Annotated in this window: 15 protein-coding genes and 1 riboswitch; of the genes, 9 read left to right on the top strand and 6 right to left on the bottom strand. The window is 73.0% G+C overall.

Going from position 1 to position 16,530, the window contains the following annotated elements; all coding sequences use genetic code 11:
* Positions 1 to 50 precede the first annotated feature (50 nt).
* On the bottom strand, positions 51 to 395 hold the full coding sequence (locus HP550_RS07845; RefSeq protein WP_175347032.1) for an STAS domain-containing protein: 345 nt from the start codon (positions 393 to 395) through the stop codon (positions 51 to 53).
* Between the two features lie 134 nt (positions 396 to 529).
* On the opposite strand from HP550_RS07845, the gene HP550_RS07840 reads away from it, so the two are divergent.
* Positions 530 to 922: a PPOX class F420-dependent oxidoreductase gene (locus HP550_RS07840; protein WP_175347031.1), complete on the top strand. Its 393-nt coding sequence runs from the start codon at positions 530 to 532 to the stop codon at positions 920 to 922.
* Here HP550_RS07840 and HP550_RS07835 read toward each other — a convergent pair.
* Positions 912 to 1,418, bottom strand: coding sequence for an aminoacyl-tRNA deacylase (locus HP550_RS07835; protein WP_175347030.1), 507 nt, complete (start codon positions 1,416 to 1,418; stop codon positions 912 to 914). The genes HP550_RS07840 and HP550_RS07835 overlap by 11 nt on opposite strands.
* 75 nt (positions 1,419 to 1,493) lie before the next feature.
* On the opposite strand from HP550_RS07835, the gene HP550_RS07830 reads away from it, so the two are divergent.
* Both HP550_RS07830 and hrpA read left to right on the top strand, forming a co-directional pair.
* Positions 1,494 to 2,567: a protein kinase family protein gene (locus tag HP550_RS07830; RefSeq protein WP_175347029.1), complete on the top strand. Its 1,074-nt coding sequence runs from the start codon at positions 1,494 to 1,496 to the stop codon at positions 2,565 to 2,567.
* 40 nt (positions 2,568 to 2,607) lie between these two features.
* Positions 2,608 to 6,765 carry an ATP-dependent RNA helicase HrpA gene (gene hrpA / locus HP550_RS07825; protein WP_175347028.1) on the top strand — a complete coding sequence of 1,386 codons (4,158 nt, stop codon included), beginning with the start codon at positions 2,608 to 2,610 and terminating at the stop codon, positions 6,763 to 6,765.
* Here hrpA and HP550_RS07820 read toward each other — a convergent pair.
* Positions 6,759 to 7,541 carry an ABC transporter permease gene (locus HP550_RS07820; protein ID WP_175347027.1) on the bottom strand — a complete coding sequence of 261 codons (783 nt, stop codon included), beginning with the start codon at positions 7,539 to 7,541 and terminating at the stop codon, positions 6,759 to 6,761. The genes hrpA and HP550_RS07820 overlap by 7 nt on opposite strands.
* Positions 7,541 to 8,443, bottom strand: a complete 903-nt coding sequence (locus tag HP550_RS07815) for an ATP-binding cassette domain-containing protein (RefSeq protein WP_175347026.1) — start codon at positions 8,441 to 8,443, stop codon at positions 7,541 to 7,543. Before HP550_RS07815 ends, HP550_RS07820 begins: the two co-directional genes overlap by 1 nt.
* An 81-nt stretch (positions 8,444 to 8,524) precedes the next feature.
* On the opposite strand from HP550_RS07815, the gene HP550_RS22225 reads away from it, so the two are divergent.
* From HP550_RS22225 to HP550_RS07785, 6 genes are all read left to right on the top strand, one after another.
* On the top strand, positions 8,525 to 9,664 hold the full coding sequence (locus HP550_RS22225; protein ID WP_175347025.1) for a TetR family transcriptional regulator: 1,140 nt from the start codon (positions 8,525 to 8,527) through the stop codon (positions 9,662 to 9,664).
* Positions 9,665 to 9,732: 68 nt separating this feature from the next.
* Positions 9,733 to 10,335, top strand: coding sequence for a DNA-3-methyladenine glycosylase I (locus HP550_RS07805; protein WP_175347024.1), 603 nt, complete (start codon positions 9,733 to 9,735; stop codon positions 10,333 to 10,335).
* Between the two features lie 72 nt (positions 10,336 to 10,407).
* Positions 10,408 to 10,623 carry a hypothetical protein gene (locus tag HP550_RS07800; RefSeq protein WP_175347023.1) on the top strand — a complete coding sequence of 72 codons (216 nt, stop codon included), beginning with the start codon at positions 10,408 to 10,410 and terminating at the stop codon, positions 10,621 to 10,623.
* 91 nt (positions 10,624 to 10,714) lie between these two features.
* A riboswitch (SAM riboswitch) is annotated at positions 10,715 to 10,810 on the top strand.
* A gap of 64 nt (positions 10,811 to 10,874) precedes the next feature.
* Complete coding sequence (locus HP550_RS07795) at positions 10,875 to 11,912, top strand: methylenetetrahydrofolate reductase (RefSeq protein WP_175347022.1); 1,038 nt, start codon at positions 10,875 to 10,877, stop codon at positions 11,910 to 11,912.
* A 7-nt stretch (positions 11,913 to 11,919) separates the two neighbouring features.
* On the top strand, positions 11,920 to 14,262 hold the full coding sequence (gene metE, locus HP550_RS07790; protein WP_175347021.1) for a 5-methyltetrahydropteroyltriglutamate--homocysteine S-methyltransferase: 2,343 nt from the start codon (positions 11,920 to 11,922) through the stop codon (positions 14,260 to 14,262).
* A gap of 64 nt (positions 14,263 to 14,326) precedes the next feature.
* The gene (locus HP550_RS07785) at positions 14,327 to 15,490 is read left to right on the top strand and encodes a MalY/PatB family protein (protein ID WP_343048045.1); all 1,164 of its coding nucleotides are present in this window, start codon (positions 14,327 to 14,329) and stop codon (positions 15,488 to 15,490) included.
* 294 nt (positions 15,491 to 15,784) lie between these two features.
* Here the strand turns inward: HP550_RS07785 and HP550_RS07780 are convergent, their stop codons facing one another.
* Both HP550_RS07780 and HP550_RS07775 read right to left on the bottom strand, forming a co-directional pair.
* The gene (locus tag HP550_RS07780; RefSeq protein WP_175347020.1) at positions 15,785 to 16,210 is read right to left on the bottom strand and encodes a (deoxy)nucleoside triphosphate pyrophosphohydrolase; all 426 of its coding nucleotides are present in this window, start codon (positions 16,208 to 16,210) and stop codon (positions 15,785 to 15,787) included.
* Between the two features lie 79 nt (positions 16,211 to 16,289).
* Complete coding sequence (locus HP550_RS07775; RefSeq protein ID WP_175347019.1) at positions 16,290 to 16,523, bottom strand: helix-turn-helix domain-containing protein; 234 nt, start codon at positions 16,521 to 16,523, stop codon at positions 16,290 to 16,292.
* Between the last annotated feature and the right edge of the window lie 7 nt (positions 16,524 to 16,530).

Raw genomic sequence — 16,530 nt, 5'->3', positions numbered from 1 at the left:
ACGTAGACCAGCCCACCGACACACCCGCCGACCCCGGCAGGAGTGTTGCGTCAGACGCGCGTCACAGGCTCCGCGGGCAGCTCTCCGGACAGTCCGACCATGTCCAGCACGTCCCGCAGCACGCGGTTCGGGTCCAGGAGCGTGACGGGGATCCCCGCCTCGGACGCCGCCAGGTGCAGCTGGAGCACGAACGCGATGCCGGACGAGTCGATGAACGTCGCCTGGGTGGAGTCGATGACGACCGGGTCGCCGGTCACGAGCGCGAGGCCCATGCAGGCACTGGCCTCGTCGCGCAGCGCCGCGTCGATCTCTCCGACGAGGACGATGACGGTCCGAGCTCCCTGCGCCTGGACCCGGATGGTGCCGGCCGCGGCCGCGTGCTCGATCAGGTCCATAGCTCCTCGGTTCATGCCCGACGCGGCACCGGAGCTCCTTTCCGGCGGGACGACGCTACCCGTCCTGCGGGATCGCGCCATCCGAGGGGAGAAACGGACACCGACCGCGGGCGGTTCCCGGTTAGCCTCGAGCGATGGCCCACCACGAGCTCCCGCCCAGCCACGCCGACCTGCTCGAGCGCCCGCTGTTCGCGCACCTCGCCACGGTCGCGCCCGACGGCTCGCCGCACAGCAGCGTCATGTGGTTCGTCTGGGACGGCGAGGTGCTCCGGTTCACGCACACGTCCACGCGGCAGAAGTTCAAGAACCTCCAGCACGAGCCCCGCGTCGCGATCTCGATCCACGACCCGGAGGACCCGTACCGCTCGCTCGAGGTCCGCGGCACCGTCGAGTCCACGGTCCAGGACGACGAGGTCGCCAGCTTCTACAAGTCGCTCCAGGCGCGGTACGGCCAGGCCTACGAGATCACCGACGCCGCCCGTCGCGTGATCTTGACGGTCCGGCCGACCACCTTCGTCACGAAGTAGCGGGCGGTTCGGGGTCGGTCACGTCCGCGACCGTCGCGTCGAGCGCGTGCACGAGCTCTGCCCCGTCGACGTTCGCCGCCACCCCGTGCGCCCCGCCCCCGATGGAGACGGTCCGGGTGGGCACCCGGGAGTCCGCGACGACGGGCCACGCGACCAGCGACCCGAACGGGGTGATCGTGCCGCGCTCGTAGCCGGTGACGTCCTTGGCGGTGGCCGCGTCCGGCATCGAGAGCCGGGACACGCCCAGCAGCGCGCGCAGCTTGGGCCACGAGATGGTCCGGTCGCCCGGGACGAGCACGAACAGGAAGTCGTCGTCGCCGCGTCGCACCACGATCGTCTTGACGATTCCGGCCGGATCGACGCCGCGCGCCTCGGCCGCCTCTGCCAGCGACCGGACCGGTCCGTGGCGGGTGACCTCGAACGCGACACCGGAGGTCTCCAGGCCCGCGAGCGCCCGGCGCTCCCCCTCGGTCGGTGCAGCGGCTGCGTCGCTCATGCGGTCACTGTAGGACGGCCGTGTCGGGCTGACCGGCCTGCGACATGCTGGGCGCCCCACGATGAGAGGTCGCGCATGACCGACGACATCCTCCTGCTCGCGAGCGCTGCCCTCGGCGGCCCAGTGTCTGACGCGAGGCCGCTCGACGGGTCCGAGCGGTCGGTCGTGCTCCGCGCGCACGTGCCGGGAGGGACCGTCGTCGTCAAGAAGTACCCGGACGGGACGTCCGCGGCGTTCGCCCGGGAGGCGGCGGGGTTGTCGGCGCTCGCCCACACGCCCGAGCTGCTGGCTCTCGACCGCGACCACGGTCTGCTGGTCATGAGCGACCTGGGCACGGGTCCCACGCTGGCCGAGCTCCTCCTGGGTGACGACCCCGAGGCTGCGTGGGAGGGCGCTCTGTCCTGGGTGGCTGCCCTCGCCGACGCCCTCGGCCGGTCCCGGGGTGCGACGTCGGTGTTCGTCGCCGCGCTGGGCGACCTGCCTGCCGACGAGCCGTCGGCCGCGGCTCGCGTCGGGGTGCGCAGGCTGCTCGACGACGTCCTCGGCCTGCCCGCCGACCGCGAGATCGACACCGAGATCGACGTGATCGCCACGCTCGACCACCGCGACCCCGCCTCGGACGTCGTCTCCCCCACCGACACGTGCCCCGACAACGCGGTCCGCACGCCCGACGGCTGGCGCTTTCTCGACCTCGAGGGCGCGACCGTGCACCACGTGGCCTACGACGCCGCCTACGCGGCGATGCCCTTCTCCACCTGCTGGTGCGTGTTCGACCCGCCGCCGGGCTTCACCGACCGCCTGCTCGACCGGTTCACCACCGCCCTCGCGCCCCACCTGCCCGACGTGGTCCGGGAGCCGGGGTGGACGCTGGCCGTCGACCGCGCCTGTGCTTCGTGGATCCTCGCCATGACGGGCTGGCTGATCGACGGGGCCGACGAGGACCGCCCCCGCGTGGGTCCGCCCGGTGTCCCGTCGCCGTCCTACCGGCAGCTGCTCACCACCCGCTGGCGCTGGGGCGCGGTCCGGCTCCGTTCCACGCTGCCCGCCGTGGCGGGCCTCCTGGCGGCCGCCGCGGCGTGGGCCGACGACGAGTGGGGGTCGTCCGCCGCACCCGTCGGGCCGTACCGCGCGTTCGCCCGCGACGAATGAACGAGCGGTCCGCGCCCTGCACCTGGGAGACTGGGCCGTCGTGAGCGCGCCGTCCCCCTCCCCCGCCGACCCGTCCGGGTCCGGTGGCGGGCGACCCCCGAGGCGCCGGGGCCGCGGGCGCCGCAGGCCGACGGCCGCCGAGCCGAAGGCCCAGCCCGCCGGCGCGGGTCGACGCTCCTCGGGTCGCGACGACCCCGCGCGCACCACCGCCCGCCGCGAGCGGGCCGCCACGATCCGGCGAGCCGTCGACCTCCCGCCGATCGTCTACCCCGAGCAGCTGCCCGTCAGTGCCCGTCGCGCCGAGATCAGCGACGCTCTCCGCGACCACCAGGTCGTCGTGGTGGCGGGCGAGACGGGCTCGGGCAAGACGACCCAGATCCCCAAGATCGCCCTCGAGCTCGGCCGCGGACGCGCCGGCCAGATCGGGCACACCCAGCCACGCCGGATCGCGGCCCGCAGCGTCGCGGAGCGGATCAACGAGGAGCTGGTCGGCGATGCGCCCCTGGGCGGCGTCGTCGGGTACCAGGTGCGGTTCACCGACGAGTCGAGCGAGTCGACGCTGGTCAAGGTGATGACCGACGGCATCCTGCTGGCCCAGATCCAGCGCGACCCGATGCTCTGGGCCTACGACACGCTCATCATCGACGAGGCCCACGAGCGGTCGCTCAACATCGACTTCATCCTCGGGTACCTCACGCGACTGCTCCCCCAGCGCCCGGACCTGAAGGTCGTCATCACGTCGGCGACGATCGACTCGGACCGGTTCGCCCGCCACTTCGCTGACGCGGACGGGGTCGCCGCTCCCGTCGTCGAGGTCACGGGTCGCACCTACCCCGTCGAGATCCGGTACCGCCCGCTGTCGCCCGACGTCGAGGAGGGCGCACCGGTCAGGAAGCGGGGCGCCGAGGACCGCGACCCGATGACGGCGATCTGCGAGGCGGTCGACGAGCTCTCCCTCGAAGGGCCCGGCGACATCCTCGTGTTCCTGTCGGGCGAGCGGGAGATCCGCGACGCCGAGGACGCCCTGCGCTCCTCGCTCGGCGCCCGCGTCAGCGACCCGCGCACCCCCGGCGCCGTCGAGCTGCTCCCCCTGTACAGCCGGCTGTCCGCCGCCGAGCAGCACCGCGTGTTCGAGCGCCACCAGAACCGCCGCGTGGTCCTGTCCACCAACGTGGCCGAGACGTCGCTGACCGTCCCCGGCATCCGGTACGTGATCGACCCCGGCACCGCCCGAATCTCCCGCTACTCCAAGGCGACGAAGGTCCAGCGGCTGCCCATCGAGCCCATCTCCCAGGCGTCGGCAAACCAGCGCTCCGGGCGTTGCGGGCGCGTCGCGGACGGCATCGCGATCCGGCTGTACTCGCAGGACGACTTCGACGCGCGACCGTTGTACACCGAGCCAGAGATCCTTCGTACATCACTGGCGTCGGTGATCCTCCAGATGATCGCCGTCGGGGTCGCCGCGACGCCCGAGGAGATCGGCGACTTCCCGTTCGTCGACCCGCCGGACACCCGCGCGGTGCGCGACGGCGTGCAGCTGCTGACCGAGCTCGGCGCCCTGGGGGACGGGCGGCTGACCGACGTCGGACGCGCCCTCGCCCAGCTGCCGATGGACCCGCGGCTGGCACGGATGATCGTCGAGGGCGGGCGGCGCGGGGTCGCGCGCGAGGTCATGATCATCGCCGCGGCGCTCTCGATCCAGGACCCGCGCGAGCGGCCCGTCGAGGAGCGCGAGAAGGCCGACCTCTCGCACTCCCGGTTCGCGGATCCGACGTCCGACCTGCTCACCTACCTCAACCTCTGGCAGTACCTGAAGGACCAGCAGCGGGACCTGTCGGGGTCGGCGTTCCGTCGGATGTGCCGGTCCGAGCACCTCAACTACCTGCGGATCCGCGAGTGGCAGGACGTGGTCACGCAGCTGCGCGAGCTGGCCAAGCCGCTGGGGATCGTGATGAACGCCCCGCGGCCCCCGTCCGAGGACGACGGCCTCCAGCTCGAGTGGGACGGCGACCGGATCCATGTCGCGATCCTGGCCGGGCTGCTGTCGCAGATCGGGATGCAGGAGGCGACCGAGGTCTCGACGCGGGGCAAGACGCCGGGGCGGCCGGACCGTCGGGGTCGCAACGAGTACCTCGGCGCCCGCGGAGCACGGTTCGCGATCTTCCCCGGGTCCGGCCTGGCCCGGAAGCCGCCCGCCTGGATCATGGCCGCCGAGCTCGTCGAGACGTCCCGCCTGTGGGGCCGCGACGTCGCCCGCATCCAGCCGGAGTGGGCCGAGGAGGTGGGCGCCCACCTGGTGAAGCGCACGTACTCCGAGCCTGCGTGGTCGACCCGGCAGGGGGCGGCGACCGCGTTCGAGAAGGTCCTGCTCTACGGCGTCCCGATCGTGAACCAGCGCCGGGTCCTGTTCGCCAAGGTCGACCCCGAGCACGCACGCGAGCTCTTCGTCCGGCACGCCCTGGTGCAGGGCGAGTGGACCACGCACCACGAGTTCTTCCACGAGAACAGGCGCCTGCTGGCCGAAGCCGAGGGCCTGGAGGCGCGGGCGCGCCGTCGGGACCTCGTGGTCGACGACGACACCCTCTTCGCGTTCTACGACGAGCGCGTCCCGGACGACGTGGTCTCCAGCCGGCACTTCGACCAGTGGTGGAAGACCGCGCGCCGCGAGCACCCCGACCTGCTGACGTTCACGCGCGAGCTCCTGGTGGGGGAGGCCGGCGCGATCGACGAGTCGGCGTTCCCGTCGCGCTGGCCGCAGGGCGACCTCCGCCTCCCGCTCACGTACCAGTTCGAGCCTGGTACAGAAGCCGATGGCGTGACTGTACATATCCCCCTCTCGACGCTCGCCCGCCTGACGCCCGACGGCTTCGGCTGGATGGTCCCCGGCCTGCGCGAGGAGCTGATCACCGCCACGATCCGCTCGCTGCCCAAGCCGGTCCGCGTCCAGCTGGTCCCGGCGCCCGACGTGGCGCGTGGCGTCGACGCCTGGATCACCGCGCACGCCGCCGACTGGGAGGACACCGTCCGCGCGGGCGACGCCGCTCCGTCGTTCCGCGAGGTGTTCCAGCGTGCGGTCCGGGAGCTGCGGGACGTCGACGTGCCCGACGACGCCTTCGACGACGACCGCCTGCCAGCGCACCTGCGGATGACGTTCCGGGTGGTCGGCGACCGCGGGGGAGTGGTGGACGAGGGCAAGGACCTGCTGGTCCTCCAGCGCCGCCTGGCCGACCGGACGCAGAAGGCGGTCGACGACGCCGTGCGCACCGCCGTGCGCGCGGCGATGGAGGAGGCCCGCAAGGCAGCTCCCCCGGCGACTTCCGTCGAGACACCGGCACCTGCTCCGGCGATCGACGTCGAGCGCACCGGGCTGACCACCTGGCCCGCCGACCTGCCCGAGCTCCCCGAGGTCGTCGAGGTCGGCCGCGTCCGCGCGTTCCCGTCGCTGGTCGAGGAAGGCCAGTCCGTCGCCGTCCGCGCGCTCGCCGACGAGTCCGCCCGCCCCGAGGCCTCGCGCCGCGGGCTGCGCAGGCTGCTCCTGCTCGACGTCGGCCTGACGCAGGGCCGGATCACCACCCGCTGGACGGGAACGCAGGCCCTGACGCTCGCCGCGAGCCCGTACCCGAGCACGGAGGCCCTGGTCAGAGACGTACAGCTGGCCGCGATCGAGAGCCTGCTGACCGAACCGGCGTCGAGCATCCGCACCGCGCAGGCCTACCGGGCGCTGCGCACGACGACGCGGGACCGCCTCGAGGACACGGTGTTCGCCGTGGTCACCGACCTGGTCGCGGTGCTGACCGCCTGGCGCGAGCTGGACGCCGAGATCCGCACTCGGTCCAGCCTCGCCCTGCTGGCCACGGCCCAGGACGTCCGCGCGCAGGCCGCCCGGCTGGTGCACGACGGGTTCGTTAGCGAGGTCGGCGCCGCGCAGCTCCCGCACCTGACGCGATACCTCCGGGCCGCCCGGCACCGGCTGGTCAAGGCGGCCGACAACCCGCAGCGCGACGCCGACCTGGCGTGGCAGGTGCGGGATGTCGAGGACCTCTACGCCGCCGTCGTCGCCAAGCGGCCGCAGGACGCCGGGCTCCGCGACGTGCGCTGGATGCTGGAGGAGCTCCGGGTCAGCCTGTTCGCCCAGCAGCTGGGCACCCCGGGCCCCGTGTCGACCACCCGCATCAAGAAGGCGCTCGCCGCCTACTGACCCCGTCGGAACAGCACGGCCGCTGCCAGCCGCGCGACCACGAAGATCCCCAGGCACCACACCACGGCCGCGAGCGCCGAGTCCCCCGCGCCGGCGCCGAGCAGCAGCCCGCGGAGCGTGTCGGTGATCGGGGTGATCGGGTTGTAGGTCGCGATGGCCTCCAGCACCGACGGCATCGACTCCGGCGGCACGAACGCGCTGGACACGTACGGCAGGAACAGGATCGCGAACGTGAACCCGCTGGCCGCCTCCGGCCCGGACGCGACGACCCCGATGGCGACGGCCACCCACGTGAGCGCCAGGACGAACAGCCCGATGAGGCCGATCGCGGCCACCCACTCCCACGCGGTCGCCGACGCGTCGAACCCGATGAGGAAAGCGATGCCGATCACCAGGGCGGTCGAGACCGCGTTGCGCGCCATGCTGGCGACGACGTGCCCGGTGAGCACCCCGGTGGAGCGGATGGGCAGGGACCGGAACCGGTCGATGATGCCGCCGGTCATGTCGCTGGCGACGTCCACGGCCGTCGTCGACGAGCCGTAGCCCGCGGTGAGCAGGACGATCCCGGGGACCACCCAGTTCACGTAGTCGCCCCCGGTCTGGATGGCGCCGCCGAACACGTAGACGAACAGGAGCAGCAGGATCACCGGGAGCATCACCGCCATGAGGACGGTGTCGAGCTGGCGCAGCGACCGACGGATGCACCGACCGATCAGCGCGGTCGTGTCGTGCGTGGTCCAGCCGAGGGCCGGAGGTGCAGGGGTGAGCGTGGTCATCAGGACTCCCGGGAGGCGACGAGGACGGGGGACTCGGCCGGGCGGCCGGTCAGGGTGAGGAAGACGTCGTCGAGCGTGGGGGAGCGGACCTCCCAGTGCTCGACGTCGATCCCGCGGCGCTCGACGTCGGCGAGGATCCGCCGCACGTCCGCCACCGAGCCGTCGGTCAGCAGACGCTCCTCCGTGCCGTCCTTGCGCCGCAGCTCCACGTGCGCCGAGCCGACCGCCCGCTTGAGCTCGCGCGCCGTGCCGTCCGCGATGACGCGCCCGTGGTCGATGACGGCCACGCGATCCGCCAGCTGGTCGGCCTCCTCCAGGTACTGCGTGGTGAGCAGCACCGTCGTGCCCTCCGCGACCACGGACCGGATGACGTCCCACAGGTCGTTGCGGCTGCGCGGGTCCAGCCCGGTGGTCGGCTCGTCGAGGAACACCACCTGCGGCCGGGACAGCAGGCCCACCGCGAGGTCGAGGCGCCGCCGCATCCCGCCGGAGTACGTCTTGACCACACGCTTGCCTGCGTCGGTGAGGTCGAACAGCTCGAGCAGCTCGGCGCTGCGGGTGCGCACCTCGGCGCGCCCCAGGTGCGCGAGCCTCGCCATGAGGTGCAGGTTCTCGGTGCCCGTCAGCAGGTCGTCTACCGCCGCGAACTGCCCGGTCAGGCTGATCGCCGCCCGGACCTCGGCAGGCTGGCGCACGACGTCCTTGCCGGCGACGTGCGCCGTGCCGCCGTCGGGCCGCAGCAGGGTGGACAGGATGCGCACGGTGGTGGTCTTGCCCGCGCCGTTGGGGCCGAGCAGGGCGAGCACCTCCCCCTTGCCGACGTCGAGGTCGACGCCGTCGAGCACGGTCAGGTCGCCGTAGGACTTGCGCAGCCCCCGGGCGACCACGACAGGAGCAGTCATCGCACTCTCGCTTTCTGTGTATGTCGTAAACTGTGTGTGTACTTCATACACACTTGTAGGATCACGGGTCAAGGAGGTGTCGTGGACGACGACGAAGCACGGGAGGCCGAGGAGGCCCGCCGCGAGGCCGAGCTCCTGCGACGCGACCGGGAGAAGGCCGAGCGCGCGGAGGCCAAGGAGGCCGAGCGCCTGCGGCGCGACCTCGAGAAGGCCGACCAGGCCGCCCGCAAGGACGTCGAGCGCCGCGAGCGCGACCGGCAGAAGGCCGAGCAGGACGCCGCCAAGGAGCGGGACCGGCGCCGCAAGGAGCAGGAGAAGGCCGCTCAGCAGGCCGTCCGGGAAGCTGCCCGGCAGCTGCGCGAGGCGGAGAAGGCGCAGCGCGCCGCCGCGTTGGCGCAGCAGCAGGCCGCGCGCGAGGCGGAGAAGGCCCGTCGCCACGCCGTGCGGGTGGCGGGGTCCGAGGGCGTCCCCGTGGACCTGCCCCCGGGGATCGCCGTCCTCTGGCGCACCCCTCCGGCGGGCCGGCCCGGGCCGCGACCGAGCCTCACGCTGGAGCAGATCGCCGACGCCGGCATCGCCCTCGCGGACGCCGAGGGGCTCGAGTCCGTCTCGATGGCGCGGCTCGCCGAGTCGCTGGGGTTCACCACCATGTCGCTCTACCGGTACGTGTCGTCCAAGGACGAGGTGCTCAGCCTCATGTCCGACCGGGCGACGGGCCGTCCCCCCGTCGTCGGGGCCGAGGTGGGCGGCTGGCGCGACCGGCTCGAGCTCGTGCTGGCGGTCCAGCAGCCGATCCTGCGCGCGCACCCCTGGCTGGCGCGGACGTCCACGGTCCTGCACGCGGTCGGGCCCGGACGGCTCGCCTGGATGGAGGCGATGCTCTCCGCGCTCGACGGCACACCGCTCGCGGAGCACCAGAAGGTCGGCGCCATCGGCCTGCTCGCCTCGCACGGCCTCGACCAGCTGCGGATCGGCGAGGAGCTGAGCGGTGCCGGACGCACCGCCGCGGTCGGCACCACCGCCGAGGGTGCTCCGGCGCCGGACCTGGGCGAGCTCATCTCGATGCTCGCCTCCGCCGACGAGCATCCCGCGCTGCTCCGGGCGGCCGGCCAGGGCGCGTTCTCCTCCCCGGAGGACGCTCCCCAGGACGACGACGGGCTCGACTTCGGCACCGTGCTGATCCTCGACGGCATCGAGCGGCTCATCGCCCAGGCCTCCTGAGCCGCCCACAGCCCCGGCGCGGCACAGGGCTCGGCCGTGGTGTCGGCGGCGCGGGGCAGACTCGACGCATGACCTCGCTCGACGCCCCGATCTCCGGCCGCTGCTTCGGCGACGGCACCCCGCTGTACGAGCAGTACCACGACGAGGAGTGGGGCAAGCCCGTCCACGACGAGCACGCCCTCTACGAACGGCTCGCCCTGGAGGGCTTCCAGTCGGGCCTCGCCTGGATCACGATCCTGCGCAAGAGGCCCGCGTTCCGCACGGCGTTCGCGGACTTCGACCCGGAGGTGGTCGCGGAGTTCGGTGACGACGACGTGGCCCGCCTGATGGCCGACGCCGGCATCGTGCGCAACCGCGCCAAGATCGAGGCGACGATCGCCAACGGCCGCGCCCTGCGTGAGCTGCACGCTGCGGGCCGCTCGCTCGACCAGGTCCTGTGGTCGCACGCGCCCGACCGGACCGGGTACCAGCGCCCCACCGGCTGGGCGGGCGTGCCCGCGCAGACGCCGGAGAGCCGCGCGCTGGCCAAGGAGCTGAAGACGCTCGGGTTCCGGTTCATCGGCCCGGTCACCGCCTACGCGGCGATGCAGGCGTGCGGTGTCGTCGACGACCACCTCGCCACCTGCCCGTCGGCGGCAGGCTCCGTCGGTACCGGGACGCCTCCCGGGTGAGATTTGCTCCTGGCGGGTGATCGTGCGACCCGCCCTCTCGGCACCGCGCGTGTCGCGCACTACAGTGCCGCCATGACGGAGATGCCCGACCCCGACGTTCGGCGTGACGCCGAGCGCGCGGCGGCCGAGGCGCTGACGGACAACGTCGTCCCCGATGCAGAGATCCTCGAGGCCGTGCAGGTCGGGCTGCTGTCCGTCCCCGCGGGCTCGCCGAACTCCTGGTTCGACGTCCCGTCCCAGCGCAGCCGCGTGCGCTCCACCCACCTCGCCCCGCGCCGACCACACTGACGCCTTCGGGCACCTGCATGACCTGCGGACGCCCGCGTCTCACAGGTCGAGCACGGTTGCCCAGCATGTGATCTGCGGACTACCATCGCGCCTACCATCCAGAGCGGCCGAGAGACCTGGCTCGACGACGCCGCAGCAACCCCCCTCCTCGCGAGGGTGTGGGTGCTTCCGCCAGGGGCGATGGAGTGAGTCATGTTCCTACAGGTCAGGTGTCCCCACACCGCTCCGGCGGCGACCCCGCCGGTCGCGCCATGAGCGCCGCCGTGGCCGAGCCGCGCACCCCCGGCCTGCATGCCGCGACCGCGCGCCGGGCGCAGACCGCGAACGACCGACCGACCATCTCGTTCGAGCTCTTCCCGCCCCGGAACCCCGATGCGGCGCCGCGCCTGTGGTCCACCATCCGGGCCCTGGAGTCGGTGCACCCGGACTTCGTCTCCGTCACGTACGGCGCCTCGGGCAAGACCCGGGTCACCACCCGCGCGCTGGTCCGCCGGCTGCTGCGGGAGACGACGCTCAACCCCATCGCCCACCTGACCTGCGTGGGGACCTCGCGCGAGGAGATCACCACGATCGTGGGGGAGTTCCTCGACGAGGGCCTGCGCTCGTTCCTCGCGCTGCGGGGAGACCCACCCACGGACCAGAGCGACTGGGCGGCCCACCCGGAGGGCCTGCAGACGGCGGGCGAGCTGGTCGAGCTGCTGCGCGACATCGAGGCCCAGCGCTGCCTGGACAGCCCGTCGCAGGCGGTGCGGGCGCGGGTGCGCCCCTTGTCGGTCGCGGTCGCGGCATTCCCGCGCGGCAACCACGCCACCGGCGGCACCCGCGCGCAGGACGTCGCGTCGTTGCTGGCCAAGCAGCAGGCGGGCGCCGACTTCGCGATCACCCAGGTGTTCTTCGACGCGGACGACTATCTCGGTATCGTCGCGGAGGCCCGTGAGGCCGGCGTGACCATCCCGATCATCCCCGGCATCATCCCCACCACCGACCCGGCCCGGCTGCTGCGCGTGCAGGAGCTGACCGGCGTCCCGGTGCCGTCCGACCTGATCGACCTGCTCGGCTCCGCCGACGACGAGCTCGACCGTCATCGCCGGGGCATCCGGGCCAGCGTCGACCTGGTCAACGGCGTCCTGGACGGCGGCGCACCCGGCGTCCACCTCTACACGTTCAACCAGCACCACGCCGCACTTGACCTGCTCGAGGGTGCACACCTCGACGGCGGAGCTCGGACAGCTCCCGACCTGGCCAGCTGGCCGCAGGACACGGCACCCCGCCCGACCCCGAGGGACTGAGATAAAGATGAGCAGCACACCCCCGCTGAGCCCGCACTTCCCCGCCAGCTCCGTGCTCGGCTACCCCCGCATCGGCCCGCGCCGCGAGCTGAAGAAGGCCCTCGAGGCGTTCTGGGCCGGCCGCACGACGGCCGACGAGGTCGAGGCCACCGCCGCCGAGCTGCGTCGCCGCACCCGCACGCGCCTGGCCGAGCTCGGCCTGGCCACCGACGTGCCGGCCATCCCGAGCGCGTTCTCGTTCTACGACCACGTGCTCGACGCCACGGCGGTCGTCGGTGCCGTGCCGGCCCGCTTCGCGGACGTCGTGGGCGCCGACGGCACGCTCGACCTGGCCGGGTACTCCACCGTGGCCCGCGGTCGCGGCGACGACCTGCCGCTCGAGATGACCAAGTGGTTCGACACCAACTACCACTACCTGGTCCCCGAGATCGGCCCGGAGACCACCTTCCGGTACGCCAGCACGCGCCCGGTGCGCGAGTTCACCGAGGCCCTCGCGGACGGTGTCCTCACGCGTCCGGTCATCGTCGGCCCCGTCACCTACCTCGCGCTGGCCAAGGCCACCGAGGACGCCCCCGAGGGCTTCGCCCCGATCGACCGCCTGGCGGACCTGCTGCCGGTCTACGCCGAGCTGCTCACGGACCTCGCCGCAGCGGGTGCCACCTGGGTCCAGCTGGAGGAGCCCGCGCTGGTCTCCGACTCGGTCGCCGTCCCGGCCGAGCAGCTGCTCGCGGCCGTGATCGAGGCGTACCGCGCGCTGGCCACCGAGCTCACCCGCCCGCAGCGCCCGGCCATCCTGGTCGCGGCGCCCTACGGCGACCTCGGCGCGGCCTTCCCGGTGCTCGCCGCCACGGACGTCGACGCGATCGGCATCGACCTGGTCCGCGGCCACGCGCCCGCCGAGTCCGTGCCGGGCCTGTCCACCAAGACGCTGGTGGCCGGCGTGATCGACGGCCACAACATCTGGCGGGCGGACCTGGACGCCAAGCTGGCCGTCCTCGAGCAGCTGGAGGGCCTCGGCGCCGCCGCGGTCACCGTCGGCACCTCGACGTCCCTGTTCCACGTGCCGCACACGCTCACGGACGAGCCGAACCTCGACGAGACGCTGAAGACCTGGCTCGCGTTCGCCGACGAGAAGGTCGTCGAGGTCGTCACGCTGGCCGAGGGCCTGACCGAGGGCCGCGAGGCCATCCACGAGCAGCTGCTCGCCGCCACCGATGCGGTGAACTCCCGCCGCACGGCGCCCGGCGTCGTGAACCCCGAGGTCCGCGACCGCGTCGCCGATCTCGACGAGAACGCGTTCGGCCGCGGCTCGTTCGACGAGCGCAAGATCGCGCAGGCCGCCCGCCTGAACCTCCCCCCGCTGCCGACGACGTCCATCGGCTCGTTCCCGCAGACCACCGAGATCCGCACCGCGCGCGCCGCGTTCGGCAAGGGCGAGCTGACGGAGGCGCAGTACGACGAGGAGATGAAGGCGGAGATCCGCCGGGTCGTCGAGCTCCAGGAGAAGATCGGCTTCGACGTGCTGGTGCACGGCGAGCCCGAGCGCAACGACATGGTGCAGTACTTCGCGGAGAACCTGGACGGGTTCGCTGTGACGCAGAACGGCTGGGTCCAGTCGTACGGCTCGCGCTGCACGCGTCCGTCGATCCTGTGGGGCGACGTCTCGCGGCCGAAGCCGATCACCGTCGAGTGGTCGTCGTACACGCAGTCGCTCACCGAGAAGCCCGTCAAGGGCATGCTCACCGGCCCGGTCACCATCCTGGCCTGGTCCTTCGTGCGCGACGACCAGCCGCTGGGCGACACCGCCAACCAGGTGGGCCTGGCCCTGCGCGACGAGATCGCCGACCTCGAGGCCGCCGGCATCGCGATCATCCAGGTGGACGAGCCCGCCCTGCGCGAGCTCCTGCCGCTGCGCGTGGAGGACCACGCCGCGTACCTCGACTGGTCGGTGCGCTCGTTCCGGCTGGCCACGGCCGGCGTCCGGCCCGACACGCAGATCCACACGCACCTGTGCTACTCGGAGTTCGGCGAGATCATCGGCGCCATCGACGGCCTGGACGCCGACGTGACGTCGATCGAGGCGGCCCGCTCGAAGATGGAGATCCTCGGCGACATCTCGGCGGCCGGCTACCCGCGGGGGATCGGACCGGGCGTCTACGACATCCACTCGCCGCGCGTCCCCAGCCAGGCCGAGGTCGAGGAGCTGCTCACCGAGGCGGTCAAGGCCATCGCGGTCGACCAGCTCTGGGTCAACCCGGACTGCGGCCTGAAGACCCGCCGCTACGAGGAGGTCGCCCCGTCACTGGAGCACATCCTCGCCGCGACGCGGACGGTGCGCGCCACCCTCTGATCCACCCGACGGCCCCGGACATCAGCAGGTGTCCGGGGCCGTCGTGCGTCCTAGGGTCGGTCCGGTGACGATCTTCGACTCCGTCCCGCTGGACGAGCTGCGCCGACGGACGAGCGTGAAGTGGCGGCACTACCCGCCGGACGTCCTGCCGCTGTTCGTCGCGGAGATGGACGTGCCGCAGCCGGAGCCGGTGATCCGGGCGGTGTCCGACGCCCTGCGCGCGGGGGACACCGGGTACGACGAGGGCGGCCCCCTCGCCGAGGCGTTCGCCGGGTTCGCCGCGGAGCGCTACGGCTGGGACGTGGACGTGCCGGCCACCCGGACGGTGCCCGACGTCATGCTCGGGATCGTCGAGCTGCTGGGGCTGCTCACCGACCCCGGCGACGCCGTCGTCATCAACCCGCCGGTCTACCCGCCGTTCCGCGGCTTCGTCGAGCACGCCGGTCGCCGGGTGGTCACGGCACCGCTGCGCCCTGACGGGCGGCTGGACCTTGAGGTCCTCGGGGAGGCGTTCACGCAGGCGCGCTCGGACGGGCGTCGCGCGGCGTACCTGCTGTGCCACCCGCACAACCCGACGGGCACCCTGCACACGGCGGCGGAGCTGCGGGCCGTCGGCGAGCTCGCCGCGCAGCACGGCGTGCGGGTGGTCGCCGACGAGATCCACGCGCCCCTGATCCCCACCGCCGCGGACGGCTCGGCACCGCACTTCGTGCCGGCGACGACCCAGATCCCCGACGCGATCGCCCTGCACTCCGCGTCCAAGGCGTTCAACCTCGCCGGCCTACGGGCCGCCCTGGCGATACCGGGTCCCGCGGCGGCGCACGACCTGGCCCGCCTCCCGGAGCTGGTCGGTCACGGCGTGATGCACCTCGGCGCCGTCGCGCAGGCCGCGGCCCTCCGCGACTGCGGCCCGTGGCTGGACGACGTGCTGCGCGGGCTCGGCGACAACCAGCGCCTGCTCGCCGCGCTGCTGGCCGACGCGATCCCCGACGCGGTCTGGGCCGTGCCCGAGGCCACCTACTTCGCGTGGATCGACCTGCGCGCCGCGCCCGCCGTCCGCGCCGGCGCCGACCCCGCCCGGCTCGCCCTGCGCCGCGGGCGGGTGGCCCTCAACCAGGGCACCACGTTCGGCGTCGAGGGCACCGGATTCGTCCGGCTGAACCTGGCCGCCTCGACCGCGACCCTCACCGAGGCTGTCAGCCGAACGGCTCTTGCCCTGGCGAACTGAAACCGATTCGTGACCAACCGCCACCCACCCGGGCTCATTACCCCCCGGGCAACTGCCGATCACTCCCACAGCAGGGCCGTACAACGACGTAATGGGAGATCGACATGGTGAAGTGCGACGAGTGCAACTCCGCCGTGCAGGTGTGCGAGCGGTGTGATGGCGCCGGTCGCAAGCGCTGGTCCGGTGAGTGCAGCTACTGCCGTGGCACCGGCCAGACGTGCATGGCGAACGCCAACCACCGCTGGTGAGCTGACCAGCGCACCCGCCACCGGAGGAGGCAGGGCACGACCGGTCTCAGCCGAGCCGGACCGTCAGGCTCGCCAGCCTGTCGACGATGCGCACGTCCGCGTCGAGCCACGGCACGTCGTGCCACTGGTGCGCCGCGAGCCACCGCAGCTCGTCGTGCTCGACGAGCGGCTCCGGCGTGCCCTCGACCACCTCGGCGAACCAGATGCGCATCACGTACTCGTCCGAGAGACGCCACAGCCCGTCGTCGGGGCCGACGAGCTCGTCGCCGAGGCCGATCCGCACACCGAGCTCCTCGCGGATCTCCCGGTGCAGCGCGTCCTCGGGTGACTCGTCGCCGTCCACCTTGCCGCCGGGGAACTCCCAGCGGCCCGCCAGCCGCGCCGGCACAGCCCGGCGCGCGGCCAACAGCTCACGAGGGTCGTCGAGGTCGTCCACGATCGCAGCGGCCACGACGAGCACGGGTGAGGTCATGCGGTGAGTCTGCCAGTCCCGCGTGACGCGGGGTCGGCTGCCGTGGGACGGCCAGGTGGCTCGAGCCGTCCGATCACGGTCAGCGGATGCCGTGCGCGACGGCCCAGGCGACGGCCTCGGCGCGCGTCGAGGCGCCGATCTTGCGGTACACGCTGCGGACCTGCGACTTCACGGTGTTCCGCGTCACGAAGAGGCGTGTTGCGATCTCCTCCAGGGTGACGTCCTCGGCGAGCTCCGCCAGCACGACACGCTCGCGGCGCGTGAGGGCGTCGTTCACGACACTGACGGACCTGCTCGTCTCCAACATGCTCATGATGTCC

The sequence above is a fragment of the Cellulomonas humilata genome, assembly GCF_013359775.1.
Classification (GTDB): Bacteria; Actinomycetota; Actinomycetes; order Actinomycetales; family Cellulomonadaceae; genus Cellulomonas; species Cellulomonas humilata.
Note: the sequence above shows the minus strand (reverse complement) of the source record. Positions and strands in the feature narration are given on the sequence as shown.

What these genes read in the sequence shown, in the direction of transcription:
- HP550_RS07845 (WP_175347032.1), bottom strand. Translation starts at nt 395, where the DNA reads ATGGACCTGATCGAGCACGCGGCCGCGGCCGGCACCATCCGGGTCCAG.
- HP550_RS07840 (WP_175347031.1), top strand. Translation starts at nt 530, where the DNA reads ATGGCCCACCACGAGCTCCCGCCCAGCCACGCCGACCTGCTCGAGCGC.
- HP550_RS07835 (WP_175347030.1), bottom strand. Translation starts at nt 1,418, where the DNA reads ATGAGCGACGCAGCCGCTGCACCGACCGAGGGGGAGCGCCGGGCGCTC.
- HP550_RS07830 (WP_175347029.1), top strand. Translation starts at nt 1,494, where the DNA reads ATGACCGACGACATCCTCCTGCTCGCGAGCGCTGCCCTCGGCGGCCCA.
- HP550_RS07820 (WP_175347027.1), bottom strand. Translation starts at nt 7,541, where the DNA reads ATGACCACGCTCACCCCTGCACCTCCGGCCCTCGGCTGGACCACGCAC.
- HP550_RS07815 (WP_175347026.1), bottom strand. Translation starts at nt 8,443, where the DNA reads ATGACTGCTCCTGTCGTGGTCGCCCGGGGGCTGCGCAAGTCCTACGGC.
- HP550_RS07805 (WP_175347024.1), top strand. Translation starts at nt 9,733, where the DNA reads ATGACCTCGCTCGACGCCCCGATCTCCGGCCGCTGCTTCGGCGACGGC.
- HP550_RS07800 (WP_175347023.1), top strand. Translation starts at nt 10,408, where the DNA reads ATGACGGAGATGCCCGACCCCGACGTTCGGCGTGACGCCGAGCGCGCG.
- HP550_RS07795 (WP_175347022.1), top strand. Translation starts at nt 10,875, where the DNA reads ATGAGCGCCGCCGTGGCCGAGCCGCGCACCCCCGGCCTGCATGCCGCG.
- metE (WP_175347021.1), top strand. Translation starts at nt 11,920, where the DNA reads ATGAGCAGCACACCCCCGCTGAGCCCGCACTTCCCCGCCAGCTCCGTG.
- HP550_RS07780 (WP_175347020.1), bottom strand. Translation starts at nt 16,210, where the DNA reads ATGACCTCACCCGTGCTCGTCGTGGCCGCTGCGATCGTGGACGACCTC.
- HP550_RS07775 (WP_175347019.1), bottom strand. Translation starts at nt 16,523, where the DNA reads ATGAGCATGTTGGAGACGAGCAGGTCCGTCAGTGTCGTGAACGACGCC.